The organism is Anaerolineales bacterium, from assembly GCA_003105035.1.
GTDB lineage: Bacteria > Chloroflexota > Anaerolineae > Anaerolineales > UBA4823 > FEB-25.
The window spans coordinates 1-12,960 of record PQAL01000011.1 but is presented as its reverse complement, the minus strand read 5'-3'; the positions used below and the strand labels follow the sequence as shown (position 1 = coordinate 12,960).

Annotated in this window: 14 protein-coding genes; 7 read left to right on the top strand and 7 right to left on the bottom strand. The window is 50.3% G+C overall.

Annotated elements, in window-relative coordinates; genetic code table 11:
* Window positions 1–49: 49 nt before the first annotated feature.
* Genes C3F13_05450 through C3F13_05440 form a run of 3 tightly spaced genes read left to right on the top strand, consistent with a single transcriptional unit; the run spans window position 50 to window position 2,752 of the window.
* A complete protein-coding gene (locus tag C3F13_05450; GenBank protein PWB54896.1) occupies window positions 50–622 on the top strand; it encodes a thymidine kinase in 573 nt (190 codons plus the stop codon).
* Between the two features lie 3 nt (window positions 623–625).
* On the top strand, window positions 626–1,183 hold the full coding sequence (gene hpt / locus C3F13_05445; GenBank protein ID PWB54895.1) for a hypoxanthine phosphoribosyltransferase: 558 nt from the start codon (window positions 626–628) through the stop codon (window positions 1,181–1,183).
* 42 nt (window positions 1,184–1,225) lie between these two features.
* Entirely contained in the window at window positions 1,226–2,752 is a 1,527-nt protein-coding gene (locus tag C3F13_05440; GenBank protein ID PWB54894.1) for a hypothetical protein, read from the top strand.
* A gap of 38 nt (window positions 2,753–2,790) precedes the next feature.
* Here C3F13_05440 and C3F13_05435 read toward each other — a convergent pair whose 3' ends face one another.
* Window positions 2,791–3,084 carry a hypothetical protein gene (locus C3F13_05435; protein PWB54893.1) on the bottom strand — a complete coding sequence of 98 codons (294 nt, stop codon included), beginning with the start codon at window positions 3,082–3,084 and terminating at the stop codon, window positions 2,791–2,793.
* Between the two features lie 76 nt (window positions 3,085–3,160).
* Complete coding sequence (locus C3F13_05430; protein ID PWB54892.1) at window positions 3,161–3,574, bottom strand: hypothetical protein; 414 nt, start codon at window positions 3,572–3,574, stop codon at window positions 3,161–3,163.
* Between the two features lie 115 nt (window positions 3,575–3,689).
* On the opposite strand from C3F13_05430, the gene C3F13_05425 reads away from it, so the two are divergent.
* The 4 genes from C3F13_05425 to C3F13_05410 are packed head-to-tail and all read left to right on the top strand — an operon-like array spanning window position 3,690 to window position 7,528.
* A complete protein-coding gene (locus C3F13_05425; protein ID PWB54891.1) occupies window positions 3,690–4,847 on the top strand; it encodes a hypothetical protein in 1,158 nt (385 codons plus the stop codon).
* Complete coding sequence (locus C3F13_05420) at window positions 4,844–6,106, top strand: hypothetical protein (protein ID PWB54890.1); 1,263 nt, start codon at window positions 4,844–4,846, stop codon at window positions 6,104–6,106. The genes C3F13_05425 and C3F13_05420 overlap by 4 nt, the downstream gene beginning before the upstream one ends.
* Window positions 6,099–6,797: a DNA-binding response regulator gene (locus tag C3F13_05415; GenBank protein PWB54889.1), complete on the top strand. Its 699-nt coding sequence runs from the start codon at window positions 6,099–6,101 to the stop codon at window positions 6,795–6,797. The genes C3F13_05420 and C3F13_05415 overlap by 8 nt, the downstream gene beginning before the upstream one ends.
* A 53-nt stretch (window positions 6,798–6,850) precedes the next feature.
* Window positions 6,851–7,528: a hypothetical protein gene (locus tag C3F13_05410; protein PWB54888.1), complete on the top strand. Its 678-nt coding sequence runs from the start codon at window positions 6,851–6,853 to the stop codon at window positions 7,526–7,528.
* A gap of 156 nt (window positions 7,529–7,684) precedes the next feature.
* Here C3F13_05410 and C3F13_05405 read toward each other — a convergent pair whose 3' ends face one another.
* From C3F13_05405 to C3F13_05385, 5 genes are all read right to left on the bottom strand, one after another.
* Entirely contained in the window at window positions 7,685–8,476 is a 792-nt protein-coding gene (locus tag C3F13_05405; GenBank protein ID PWB54887.1) for a 3-oxoacyl-ACP reductase, read from the bottom strand.
* A 9-nt stretch (window positions 8,477–8,485) separates the two neighbouring features.
* The gene (locus C3F13_05400) at window positions 8,486–8,773 is read right to left on the bottom strand and encodes a DUF503 domain-containing protein (protein PWB54886.1); all 288 of its coding nucleotides are present in this window, start codon (window positions 8,771–8,773) and stop codon (window positions 8,486–8,488) included.
* A gap of 17 nt (window positions 8,774–8,790) precedes the next feature.
* Window positions 8,791–9,618: a hypothetical protein gene (locus C3F13_05395; GenBank protein ID PWB54885.1), complete on the bottom strand. Its 828-nt coding sequence runs from the start codon at window positions 9,616–9,618 to the stop codon at window positions 8,791–8,793.
* A gap of 30 nt (window positions 9,619–9,648) precedes the next feature.
* Window positions 9,649–11,928 carry a hypothetical protein gene (locus tag C3F13_05390; protein ID PWB54884.1) on the bottom strand — a complete coding sequence of 760 codons (2,280 nt, stop codon included), beginning with the start codon at window positions 11,926–11,928 and terminating at the stop codon, window positions 9,649–9,651.
* 9 nt (window positions 11,929–11,937) lie between these two features.
* Window positions 11,938–12,960, bottom strand: a 1,023-nt coding sequence (locus C3F13_05385; protein PWB54883.1) for a hypothetical protein, incomplete at its 5' end; no start/stop codon positions are given.

Below are 12,960 nucleotides of genomic sequence, written 5' to 3'. Positions count from 1 at the left end.
ATAACTGTGTAGTTATTGTCACTGACTTCTGATAGGCCTGGAGGAGTGTATGGAGCATCATACTGGATCCATTGAAGTCATAACCGGCTCAATGTTTTGTGGAAAAACAGATGAGCTGATCCGGCGTCTTCGCCGTGCAACTATCGCTCGCCAGAAAGTGCAGGTTTTTAAACCTGCCGTTGATTTCCGCTATGCAATCCGTAAAGTTACATCTCATGCAGGAAACGACTTCGAAGCCATCCCGATCGAAAATGCTCGCGCAGTTCTCACCCACCTGGATGACGATACGACTGTGGTGGCGATTGATGAAGCCCAATTCTTTGATGACCAGATCATCGATATTGCCCAAAAACTTGCCGACAGGGGACTGCGGGTAATCGTAGCCGGGTTGGATACGGATTTCAGGGGAGAACCGTTTGGCCCGATGCCAGTTTTGATGGCTGAGGCAGAACACGTGGATAAGCTCCAGGCGATTTGCATGGTGTGCGGTGAGCCGGCTTCACGCACTCAGAGGATAATTAATGGAAAACCAGCCCGCTATGATGAGCCGATCGTGATCATCGGTGCAGCTGAGATGTACGAAGCGCGCTGCCGGAAGCACCACGAAGTTCCCAAGGAGTAAGCCATGCAGGATTATCATGAATTTCTTGAAGAAATATTGATCTCTGAAGCAGAGCTGCAAAAACGGATCGCCGAGCTTGGTGAGCAGATCAGCCAGGATTACCAAGGGAAGGAGCTGCTCCTGGTGTGCATCTTGCGAGGCGGGGTGATGTTCCTGACGGATCTTATGCGCCATATCTCCATCCCACATATGATCGATTTTATGTCTGTATCCTCCTACGGGGTGGGTGCCCGGCGGTCCAGAGGACAATCTCGCATTACATTAGACATTAATACGGATATCCATAACATGCATGTCCTTCTAATCGAGGATATTGTCGACAGCGGCTTCACCGTAAAAGCTGTGCTGGAGCTATTAAGTGGCCGTGAACCGAAAAGCTTGAAAGTCTGTGCATTGCTGGATAAGGTTGAACGGCGGGAAGTGGAAGTGCCTATCGATTACCATGGATTTATCATTCCCGATAAGTTTGTTTTTGGCTATGGGCTCGACGCTGACGAATACTATCGTAACTTGCCATTTATCGGGATCCTGGCAGCTGAGAAATACGATCCTGATGCGTGAACTTTGCCAATTGGGGATGCACAGAAATAATCGGGAAATTTAATGGAAGAGCTGCAAGCACGCCTTGACCAGCCGTTGCTGAGACGGATCATTTCACTACTGCCTGCTGATATTCCCATCTATTTAGTTGGGGGTGTGGTTAGAGATGCCCTGCTGAATCATCAAAATTATGACCTGGACCTTGTTACGGGTGGGGATGCACTAAAAATTGCTCGCCACCTGGCCAATGATCTGGGAGCGGCGTATTACCCCCTGGATAGTGACAGAAACGTAGCGCGAATAGTGGTCTTCCCGGTTACAGGCGCAGCAGAGGCTGGGGCGCACGCTATCCGAGTAGACATCTCGGCTTTTCAAGGTACAGATTTACGAGAGGACCTGGGTAAGCGGGATTTCACAATCAACGCCATGGCAGTGGATATCCATCGCTTACAAGCGCTTATTGACCCATTGGGTGGTGCTGCAGACCTTGTATCCAGATCACTGCGCGCCTGTTCCCCCTCTGCTTTTCTCTCGGATCCGGTTAGGATTTTACGGGCAGTACGTTTCTCGATCAACCTTGAGCTAAAGATCGTGCCCGATACCCTGAGTTGGATGCGCGCGGCAGTGGATCATCTGCCTGAGGTATCGCCAGAGCGAATTCGAGATGAACTTTTCCGAATTCTTGTTAGCCGCCATCCAGGTTCATCGATCAGGATATTCGACAAACTGGGTATATTAGTGCATACTTTCCCAGAAGTTTGCCAGCTCAAGGGAGTGCAGCAATCCAGCCCACATGTGCTGGATGCGTGGAATCATACTCTATCTGTACTTGACCGCCTGGAAGATTTGCTTGAAGTTCTCAGCATAACCTATGAGCCAGACAGAGCTGAAAACCTGCTGCTGGGGTTGGTGGTGATGAAGTTAGGCAGGTACCGCCAACAGATCAAAGAGCACTTCACGAATTCATTAAATCCCGATCGACCTCAACGTGGGTTGTTGTTCCTCAGCGCTCTTTATCATGATATCGGGAAACCTTCCTCTCAAAGCACGGATGAGTGTGGCAAGATCAGGTTCCTTGGTCATGAACAACTTGGCGGGCGGATGGTCAGGCAGCGGGGTGAGGCACTTAGACTGAGCAGCCTGGAGATCGAGCGACTTGTGACCATCGTCAATAACCATATGCGCCCTTCGCTGTTATCTCATGAAGCCGAGCCACCCGGCAGGCGGGCTGTATACCGATTTTTCCGGGACACCGGTGCAGCCGGAGTGGATATTTGCTTGCTGTCACTGGCAGATGTTCTCGCTACCTATGGGCCTATCTTACCACCTGAGCGTTGGTCGAGGCATCTTGAGGTGGTGCGGATGTTGCTGGAAGCATGGTGGGAGGCAAAGGAAGAGCGAATTTTTCCAACGCCACTGATTAATGGCAACGAGCTGATGGCCGAGCTTGATATATCTCCTGGCCCCCTCATCGGTGACCTACTCGAAGCTATCCAGGAAGCACAATTCAGCCATGAAGTAACAACCAGGCAAGAAGCTATCAGCCTGGCAGAGAAATTAGTCAGTGAAGAAATAAAAAAAGCGGGCTGATCCACCAGGGACAGCCCGCCTTGATAGCTCCATCCGGTTTAAGGGAATAATTCGTCAAGATACGGCAGATAATATGCTCGGCAACCAAGCGGATGGGAACATTCCCCGTAGGGAAGCATGGGGACTTCATCTTTTGGATAAGTACCGGTCAGGTTTTGGCAGGCTGGGCAAGCATCCTCTGGGACCACGATAACAACATATTTGATCCTGGGATTGGCGCGCATGCGCTCTAGAGATTGGGCAGCTTCAGAGGTTTCCCATACCTCGTCGGTGCGTTCAGTCAATCGCGAGGGTGGGTATTTCGACGATTGATCGGCTGTTTTTTCTGGCATGTCTTATCTCCTTGGAATCAAATTTCCTTGATTTTAACCCAAGAAAATAAAGAATCAAGGGTATTCACAAGCGTAATTATTGAGCAGGTTGTGCGATTGGATTGTTTTGGGTAAGCCTTAGCTGGCGGGTGAGCTTTTGAAGGTGAGCGACCAGGACTTCAGAGGAAAATGGGCGGGGAAGATAATCATCAGCACCCGCATCCAGCCAACGTGCCACCATGTTAGGTTCGGATACAGCAGCGACCACCAGGATAGGTGCCTGGCTGTATTCTCGGATCCTGCGGCAGAGTTTCCAGCCATTATCTGAGGGCTGCATGGTGTTGATGATAATCACATCGGGGTTCCAGGATTGGGTAGCCTGAATACCTTCAGCACTGGAATTTAGCTTGACGATTTCAAACTGGTTCGGATTTAAAATCTGCTTGAGAAAATTAACTTCCAGGGAATCCTGATCCAGGATAAGTAATCTCATCGGCATGGCAACTGTCATACGTTATATTATGCCTTAAATCCTGAATTATTTCCTTATAATACCATTACATTATTGATAGGCTTGCGTGATAAGGTAAGTCAGGATATGATATTACAAACCAGACAGGCCTAATATGGATATACACTTACCATGCCCCAATTGTGGACAACCAGTGAGCCAAGATGTATTGGAATGCCCCCATTGTGGGGTAAACCTGGCTTTAGCCGCGGTGATAGGGGAACAACAGGTAATCGCACGCATCTCCGAAAATCCTGCCATTCCCATAACACCTGAAATCCTGGTCCCTCGTGTGGGAGAGCTGCTTATCGATCGGGGGGTATTAACCCAAGAAGGGTTGCAGGCAGCCCTTGATTATGCTAAAAAGCCTGGTCCGGATGGTCATCAACGTCTGGTTGGACAGGCACTATTGGAACTGAAGCTGATCGACCGGGAGATGCTTGACCAGGTCATCACTGAACAAATCCTGCAGCTGCAATCTGCTCTGCACCAATCCAATCTCCAATTGGAGCAAAGAGTTAAAGAACGCACACAGGAACTGCAATCCGCGCTGAATAAACTGGCTGAGCTCAACCAGCTAAAGTCGAATTTCATTTCCAACGTCTCACATGAATTACGTACTCCCCTGACCCATATCCGTGGATATTTAGACTTGATGAATGATGGCTGCTTGGGTAATATGTCGGATGAGCAGAAGACTGCCTTGGACGTTATGCTGAGATCTGAGGCGCGCCTGGAAGAGCTGATCGAAAAAATGCTCCAATTTTCTTTGGAAGCAACCGGGCAGTTCACCCTGCAGATGAAACCGACGAGTTTTAGTGAAGTAATCTCCCAGGCTCTAAAACAAGCAAAAATCAAGGCTGCAACCCGGCCGGTGGTTCTGAAAGTTGAGATCGACACCGATCCGGGCATGGTTCGTATGGATAGTGAAAAGATCCAGTGGGTAGTGATGGAGCTGGCAGAGAATGCCATTAAATTCACCCCGCCTGGCGGGTGCGTGACGGTGGGACTGGCGCAAGTTGATAAGCTGGTTAGATTTCATGTCGCTGACAATGGGATAGGGATATCGCCCGAAAAATTAGATGAAATCTTCGAGCCCTATCACCAGCTAGATGGCTCGAGCACCCGGCGGTATGGAGGCATTGGTCTGGGTCTGGCACTGGTTAAAAAGATCGTCGAAGCTCATGGTTCCAAGGTTGAAGTCTCTTCAGAAGCGGGGAAAGGCACAGTAATTGCATTCCAATTACCAGCACTGGTTGCTGATCAGGTATGAGTCTGCCACTAGAAAACACTGAAGCCGTAATCCTGAGGCCTGAGGATATCAAGGCCGTATACGCCATTGGCCTGGCGATTGCCCAGACTGAAAACATTGACTCAGCCATGGACCTGATTGTGCTGCATACACGCCATGTATTAATCTTCGATAACCTGGTGTTATACACCCCAAGAAATGGCAACGGCCTCGATCCGTCCTACGCCAGGGTGGTAGGTCGCGGTAAAAATGCCGAAGGTGAAATTGAATGGGGAGGAAAAATCGCTAACCAGGCGTATACGACCAAGCAGACAGCCCTCATCCAGGAGAAATTAGATGGCTGGGAAAATAACCGCTTGTTTTGGCGGGATTTTCTGGGCCTGCCATTAAAGGCTGGCGAAGATGTGTTGGGGGTCTTGGTGTTTGGCCGCTTCGGTGGTCCACCCTATACACCCGATCAAATTCGGCTGGCTGAATTCATCGCTGCCCAGACTGCTCAGCTTGTCGAAAACCATCATCTGGTTGAGCGAGTGTCCAAGCTGGAAGCAGAGCGCTGGCTGAGGCGTATGCAGGATGATTTCATCACCACGATTTCACACGAGCTGCGTACCCCGATTGGATTTATCAAGGGGTATGCAACTACGCTGCTCAGGGACGACACCGCCTGGGATGATAATTCAAGGCGCGAATTTCTGACTATTATTGATGAAGAAGCAGACCGTTTGCACAACCTGATTGAAGATTTGCTTGATTCTGCACGGCTGAAAGCTGGCACAATGTTCATGCAGCTCCAACCAGTACGCATAGATATGATGCTGCGTGAGATCGTCGTACGAAGCACCACCCACTATTCCACACTTTCCGTCCAACTGCGGGGCGATCACGACGTGGTCGTTATGGCAGACCCAACGCGCATTACACAGGTGTTCGATAACTTATTGAGCAATGCAGTAAAATATGCACCAGGTTCAGAAGTACAGATCACGTTAAAAAATAATACCGACAATTGTGTGATCACCGTGGAAGATCATGGGCCAGGTATCGCTGAAGAACATCTTGGACATCTATTTGAACGATTCTATCGGGTGCCTGAGACTCGCGTGGCGAACCATGGTACCGGATTGGGGCTATATATCGTTCAGGAAATTATCCATGGTCACGGTGGCGAAATAACCGTGAGCTCTGTGGTATCACAAGGCACTAATTTTACAATAACCCTACCGACCAAGTTTGATAATCTTGATATTGCTACACTGGGAGAGGAGGCAACCCATGACTAAGAAGATTTTGATCGTCGACGATGAGCCGCGTTATGTACGCCTGATGGAAGCAAACCTGATATCGGACAATTACGATGTGCTCAAGGCATACAACGGCCAGCAAGCGCTGGATATAGTAGCTAACGAAAAGCCTGACCTGGTTTTGTTGGACGTTATGATGCCGGTTCTGGACGGGTTTACAACCTGTGAGCGTATCAGAAAGTTTTCCACTGTGCCGATCATCATGGTCACCGTTAAGGGGGAGGAGAAGGATCGCGTGCGAGGCCTTGATTTGGGAGCCGATGATTATATCGTCAAGCCGTTTTCAGCGACGGAATTGTTGGCCAGGGTGAGGGCTGTCCTGCGTCGGGCAGCCAAACCTGCGCCCATGGCTGCACCGTCGATCTTTCATCATGGCGATATGGATATTGACCTGGCAAAAGCCGAAGTTTTCCTCAACGGGAAGATGGTCTATTTATCTGCCACAGAATACCGCATCCTGCTCCAGCTTGCCCAAAATATTGGCACGGTAATTCCCTCGGAACAGTTATTGCGGGATGTATGGGGCGTCGAGTATCAAAAAGATAAGGAAATCCTGTGGGTGAGCATTTCCCGCTTGCGACAAAAGCTGGAACGGGATCAGAATGAACCTACCCATATTGTGACCCGCTCCGGTGTGGGTTATATCATGCCTGTATTGCCGGAAAAATAAGTCCTTTACCCTCACAGAGAAGATCAGGGTTGTGTATTGATAGAGGTAATCAGATGACGATAAATCCGATTTTAAAGATCATCCGAGCTAAGAAGCTGGGTATTTTGATGCGCGATGCCAGGGAAAAATCAGGGAAAAGCGTTGAAGTATGCGCTGCTGCTTTGGGCATTTCGAATGATGAGCTGGCTGCAGTGGAAAGTGGCGAAAGGCCGCCAACCCTGCCAGAATTGGAGATATTAGCGTTTTACCTGGATATTCCCCTCGAGCATTTCTGGGAGAATGAGCTTTTAAAGTCGGTCGACCGTAATAAGGTGGATGATCCCGAGCAACTCAAACAAATCAGGCAGAAGGCGATTGGTTACCTTATTCAGCAAAACCGGAATGCAGCTACACAGTCGGTTGAAGATCTTGCTACTCAGGCGGGGATCCCTGCTGCCAGCCTGGAAGCTTATGAGCGAGGCGAAGCATCCATCCCACTGCCTGAGCTGGAAGCCCTTATCATGGTCCTAAACAGCTCAATCGATGAGTTCGAGGATCATCAAGGGCCGGTCGGCAAATGGTTTACTGAAAAACAAACCGTCAGCGGTTTCCTGGGTCTACCTGCTGAGCTTCAAGACTTCATCAGCAAGCCAATTAACCAGCCCTATCTCGAGCTGGCAGTGAGGCTTAGTGAGCTTAATGTTGATAAACTGCGCGCCCTGGGTGAAGGATTGCTGGAAATCACCCTTTAATTATTGGAAATCATAAATCGTCAACACCTGGCCCATGGAGGCCAGGCTGCATATGACAATGGAGATTACTGGCAGCTGCATGAGTTTATAAGGCAGCTGCCGATAGCTTTAATACAGCTCCGGTTTAAATTTATCCGTTATTTAGGCAATTTCGCATTATTGTGTGCCTTTGTATATCCCGCCGTCAACCGTGAGCATCACGCCGGTGATATAGGCAGCCGCGGGTGATAGCAGGAATACAGCTGCATTGGCTACTTCCTCTGGGCGAGCCATGCGGCCCAAGGCAGCCTCTTTTGCCTGTTTGTTGATCTCATCATCAACAGTGGTTCCATTCGCTTGCGCCCGGAAGGACATGATCTCAATCACCCGCTCGGTGGCAGTCCAACCAGGCAAGATTGAATTAAAACGGATGCCTTCAGGACCAAGCTCAAGTGCCAGGCTTTTAGTCAGGCCGACTGTGGCTGCCCTGGCGCTGTTAGATAACACCAGGTTGGGGATTGGCTGTTTTACCGAATAGGAGGTGAGCGTAAGCACGCTGGCGCAAGCTGACCGGCGCAGGTACGGCAAGGCTGCTCTGATCAGACGGACATGCAAGAGAAACGAGAGATCCACAGCTTTTTGCCAGGATTGCTCATCGAAAGTTTCAAATTTGCCAGCAGGAGGTCCACCGGCATTGGTTACCAGCAAGTCCAATCCGCCAAATTTTTCCACGACCTGAGCAATGAGGGTATCAGGAAATTCAAGCTGGCTGATATCACCCGCCAGGGCGAGAACTTCGCCCTGCGTTTCATCAGCCATGCGCTGGGCAGAAGCCTGCAAGGTTTGGTCGTTGCGGCTATTGATGGCTACCCGGCAGCCCTCTGATGCCAGTAAATGAGCAATTGCATATCCCAACCCCCGGCTAGAGCCAGTTACCAAGGCACGTTTATTACGCAGCTGTAGATCCATATTCCCATCCTAGTTAATGATTTCGATTTGATCATCCACCAGCGTCACATCCGGCCAGTTCTTATCTAACCAGTGGATCACGGTCTGTAAAGAGCTTTCAAGAAACTTATGTTCGTTGCTGATCATCGCACATCCAATGGTTGCTTCATCCCACCGGTCTTGCTGATCAATCTCTGCCACTGAAAGGTTATATTCGCGATGCAAGCGGGTAATAAGCGGTTTTAATCGCGACCGCTTTTCCTTGAGAGACTTGCATCCAGGCAGCTGTAATTGAAGGGTGAGGATTCCAATTGCCATTTGTCGTCCAGTATAATCTAGATCCGTTCCAGCCAGGCAGGTTGAGCAAATTTTTCCCTGACAAGCTGGTCAACTTTCTGGAGCTCAGCACAGCTGAGTTCACTCGCCACAAATCCAAGGTTCAATTCAGTCTGGAAAGCCTCCACAAAGGATTGCGCAACTGCGTCCCAGCTTAGGGGATACCCAAGCACGGTTTCTGCAGTAGTGGCATGTGCCAACAAACGTGCAGCAGCGTCCTCCCGATTTATCTCATCAGGATAATGAAGCGCCTGTGTGATACGGGTGAGGTCGCCACCCAGGGGTAGAGAGCCATGCTGGAGCACACTAATTTTACGACGTGCCTGGGCACTGCCAACCAGCTTTTTCCCCTGGATGATGATTTCATAATTAGACGGGACTTCAAAACACACAGCCCCAGCTTCCTGCCCGGTGATAGATGGGGGTAAGGGATGGGCCTGAGCCGGGATATTCATTGAATGCAAGGCCGATAGGAGTGCCTTGGATAAACGTTGATAACTCTCGAGCACACTTCCAGCCATCCGCGCATCGGAGCTGGGTGCTACCACGGAATAAGTGAGCTCATCGGTGTGCAAGATGGCACGCCCGCCGGTAGGTCGGCGAACCCATTCCCAGTTGTGAAGGTGGAGGCGCTCAAGGTCGATCTCGGAATATGGTTGCGCATAGCCAATAGATAGGCAGGCGGGCTCCCAGGCGTACAGTCTCAGGCATGCCTGAGTATGTCCGTCCTCCATCAACTCCAACAGCATTTCATCGACAGCCATATTCCATGCACCATGTGCTGGTTGGGTAATTAACAATCGCCAGAGGTCATGGGGATAGGGCATGTTTGGTATTCTGTCGTCAACTTTAAACGGTTAAGGAGTACTTGTTTTTGTGGCAGTTTGGGTAGGCGTGGGTGTGATTGTCCGGGTAGATGTCGCGGTGCGCGTGGGAGCCATGGTGCTGGTTGGTACCGGAGTAAATGTATAAGTCGGGAGAGGGAAGTAATCCAATTTCAGGCGCGCCAGTGTTGTGTATGGGCTTTGTGCATAATTCCGCCACACCCACAAGTATTGGTCAATGGCATTTCCTTGTTGACCGAGTACGTCATACGTAAGGGCCATGGTGTAATGGAATTGATCACAGATATTGAAGGCGATGCAATCGCCCTTGAAGCGTGGAGAATCGTAAAGTTCAGTCAAGGAATTAAGCACGATTTCCGGGTTTACGCCATTCATCAAGTCATTGACAGCACGAGTATATCCATCCAGGATCACTGTCGGACGAGCGTACTCCACATCCACCCATTCGATATATGCCTCGCCAGTCTCAGGCAGGCGCTCCATTATGAAGCCAATTCTAGGTTGAAATTGCATCACCGGAACTGTCCCGGCAGGTTCATGGGGATAGGGCAGGCCATCACCCGGTTCAATGCCCTTCACGAAAATTGCCTGCACACCAGCTGGCAGGCTGGTAAGGATCCAATACTCGAGCTTAGCGCCTGTTTTTGGCAGGATGACTATCCAGCGTTCATCCTGACCATCCCCATCAAAGTCAAATATGCCGCTGGAGCGAGTCACCAGACCATGTTGCTGGAGATACTGCAAAGCCTTGGTTGGGTCTTCCGCCTGACTGTATATTGTCATAGTTGTTAGTGCATCGTGCAGGTTGCAATACTGGGCTGACTGACAAGCGAGCAGTAAGTCTTCTGGTTGCTGGTAAATGCGCAGGAATTCATTTGCCGGAGTCACCCAGCTCGAACCAGCAACGATGGGCGTGTCAATTATTTCTGACATCATCGATACAGCATCATCCGATTGGTCTGCCAATGCATATAAGATCCCTAAGCGATAGCGCAGCTGGTCATATGCATCTGGTGGATAAGGATGCCCCTGGGTGTCCAAGTCAGGCGGCCAGATCACCAGCATCGCATTGGCAACGATAATGGCTGCCTCCGGTCCCCATGCTGCCGAAGCTGCATCCAAGACAGCTTCACAATATGCCCTTAGATCGTAGACTGGCTCAAGCCGGTAATCGAAAGGCGTGACAGAAAAGCTTTCGCCCTGCCAGGTGTACTGCTGGGTGGCAAAGGCTGGGCAGGAGGGCATCAACATCGACGTCACCTGCAAAGCGTTGGTTTGGAGCGTTGTGGAAATCGTTTCAACCTGCATGGCTGGTTCCAGGCCAAAGTCCATCGGAGGCTGGATCTGGATGGGTAGCTCAATGGGAGGCAGATTGGAAACGCTGAAGATGTGAGGGGGAATGAATAATGTATCGCCAGGGGTTCGTTCTCGAAAGATCACCAATTCCGGAGAGGAATCACCGGTCAAGTCGCTGTAAAGGAAACTGTTTTGATGTGGCTGGTCGTAGTCGATGTCGTTGATTAATGAGTAAACGGTCGTACCTGTGGGTGTTTCTACCAGCCAAAGATAAGCACTACCTGCACCAGTTAGCTCCAGCAGGGCACGGCTGAGCTCGCCGGGCAATGGGGTTTGGGAAGTAACATTAAGCTCAAGGCGAGTTTCATGGCTGGCGAACCAATCAGGCAGATCTCCGGTACGCACCTGACCAGATATGATCGCTGATTCGATCAGCCGGCTGTAAGCAGAGATGCCGTTCGGGCTATTTATTCGAATCCAATTGTAGGCACGATCCCACTCCCAGGTAGATGCTTCCAGTGCTTCTGGATAGCGCAAGATCCCCTCCGATTCTGCGTAGGCCAGTGCCTGGAAATTAGCATCTATGGGTTTGAGAGTTGCATTAGCTCGCATTAGCTCAATGGTGTAGGATTGGTCAGCAAGAGTCCAGGGTTTTAGCTCGTAAAAGGTGTTATATTGGGCGGCTTTGGCAGGGGTCAGGGTCTTTATCAGTGTAGGGGTAGCTGTATCGGTTGGAAGAGGTGTTTGGCTGGCTGTTGAAGAGGGGCGTAACGTCCATGTGGGACGAGGAGTGAAGGTAATCGTGCTCGTGTTGGAGGGGGTTGAGCTGGGAACGGAAGTGATGGTCACAAATACAGGCGTCTCGGTGATGCTCTCTGATGTCGGCGTGTTGGTGATATACAGGATCAACGCTGCCAAAAAAACTAACATTGCCAGGGCAAAAATGAGCAGGATGGGAACCAGGTAGGGGGAAGGCTTGGTTGGATCTGAACTCATCGAAGCAGCCTATTCAAGCGAGGCGAGGAATTCAGAGATAACAATTTCTATGCGAGCCGGATCAAACTCTAATAAAGGCGGTTTTACATTCCAGCACTCAAATCCGTGAAGGCGGGAAAGCATCATTTTTAACAAGGGAGGGAACGGGGTATAGCGGTCCAGTACCTCACGTGCGGCACTGAGTTTATCCTGGATGACTTCATCCGGGTTACCGGATTGGGCTTTATCCCACACTGTCCGTAACATGGGAGAGAGCAAGTTAGCCATGGCAGTGATGCACCCCGAAGCCCCCGACCGTAAAGCATGGGTGAACAGCCGGTCATTGCCGGTGAACACTACCAGATCCTTACCAAATTCGATCCCCAGCTTGCGCGCCCACGCCACATCACCGGATGAGTCTTTGATGCCCGCAAACTGATCGCGGTAGACTTCTTTTAATTTTGCCAGGAGCTCGAGCGAGAATCCCATGGAAGTCATAGGTGGGATATGGTAACCTAGCAATTTGCCATCCTGAGGCACTGCTCTATCGAGAACCTGTGCGAACCATTGATACAGACCCTGGTCAGTAGCTTTTCTGTAATAATAAGGAGGCAAGACTACCACACCATCGCAACCCAGGTCGAAGGCTTTCTTGGTGAGCTGAATAGTCTCATCGAGGCTTGGAGTGCCGGTGCCAGCGAGCAGCTTGAAACCGGGCAATGTTTGCCGCACTTCAGCTGCTGCCTGGAATAATGAAATGCGTTCCCCGCTCGAAAAGGAAGGACCTTCACCTGTTGTCCCCATCAACAAGGCGCCGTGACACCCACGACCAGCGAGGAATCGGAGTATACGATTGATTCCATCCATATCTATGGTCAGGTCAGGCTTGAGTGGCGTCACTACTGCCGCGTAAACCCCCCCGAGCGATGTTGCATTTCCCATAAGCTGATTATACTGGATTTGGTCTCTCATAGACAATAAATTATCTTTGCGGTGTAATTTTTCAGTAAATGGACGGAATGGACCATCCGTTGGTGTAACATTCTTTCTGTA

Coding starts and splice junctions, on each gene's coding strand:
- C3F13_05390 (PWB54884.1), bottom strand. CDS start 11,928: ATGAGTTCAGATCCAACCAAGCCTTCCCCCTACCTGGTTCCCATCCTG.
- C3F13_05420 (PWB54890.1), top strand. CDS start 4,844: ATGAGTCTGCCACTAGAAAACACTGAAGCCGTAATCCTGAGGCCTGAG.
- C3F13_05410 (PWB54888.1), top strand. CDS start 6,851: ATGACGATAAATCCGATTTTAAAGATCATCCGAGCTAAGAAGCTGGGT.
- C3F13_05415 (PWB54889.1), top strand. CDS start 6,099: ATGACTAAGAAGATTTTGATCGTCGACGATGAGCCGCGTTATGTACGC.
- C3F13_05395 (PWB54885.1), bottom strand. CDS start 9,618: ATGCCCTATCCCCATGACCTCTGGCGATTGTTAATTACCCAACCAGCA.
- C3F13_05425 (PWB54891.1), top strand. CDS start 3,690: ATGGATATACACTTACCATGCCCCAATTGTGGACAACCAGTGAGCCAA.
- C3F13_05430 (PWB54892.1), bottom strand. CDS start 3,574: ATGACAGTTGCCATGCCGATGAGATTACTTATCCTGGATCAGGATTCC.
- C3F13_05435 (PWB54893.1), bottom strand. CDS start 3,084: ATGCCAGAAAAAACAGCCGATCAATCGTCGAAATACCCACCCTCGCGA.
- hpt (PWB54895.1), top strand. CDS start 626: ATGCAGGATTATCATGAATTTCTTGAAGAAATATTGATCTCTGAAGCA.
- C3F13_05400 (PWB54886.1), bottom strand. CDS start 8,773: ATGGCAATTGGAATCCTCACCCTTCAATTACAGCTGCCTGGATGCAAG.
- C3F13_05440 (PWB54894.1), top strand. CDS start 1,226: ATGGAAGAGCTGCAAGCACGCCTTGACCAGCCGTTGCTGAGACGGATC.
- C3F13_05405 (PWB54887.1), bottom strand. CDS start 8,476: ATGGATCTACAGCTGCGTAATAAACGTGCCTTGGTAACTGGCTCTAGC.
- C3F13_05450 (PWB54896.1), top strand. CDS start 50: ATGGAGCATCATACTGGATCCATTGAAGTCATAACCGGCTCAATGTTT.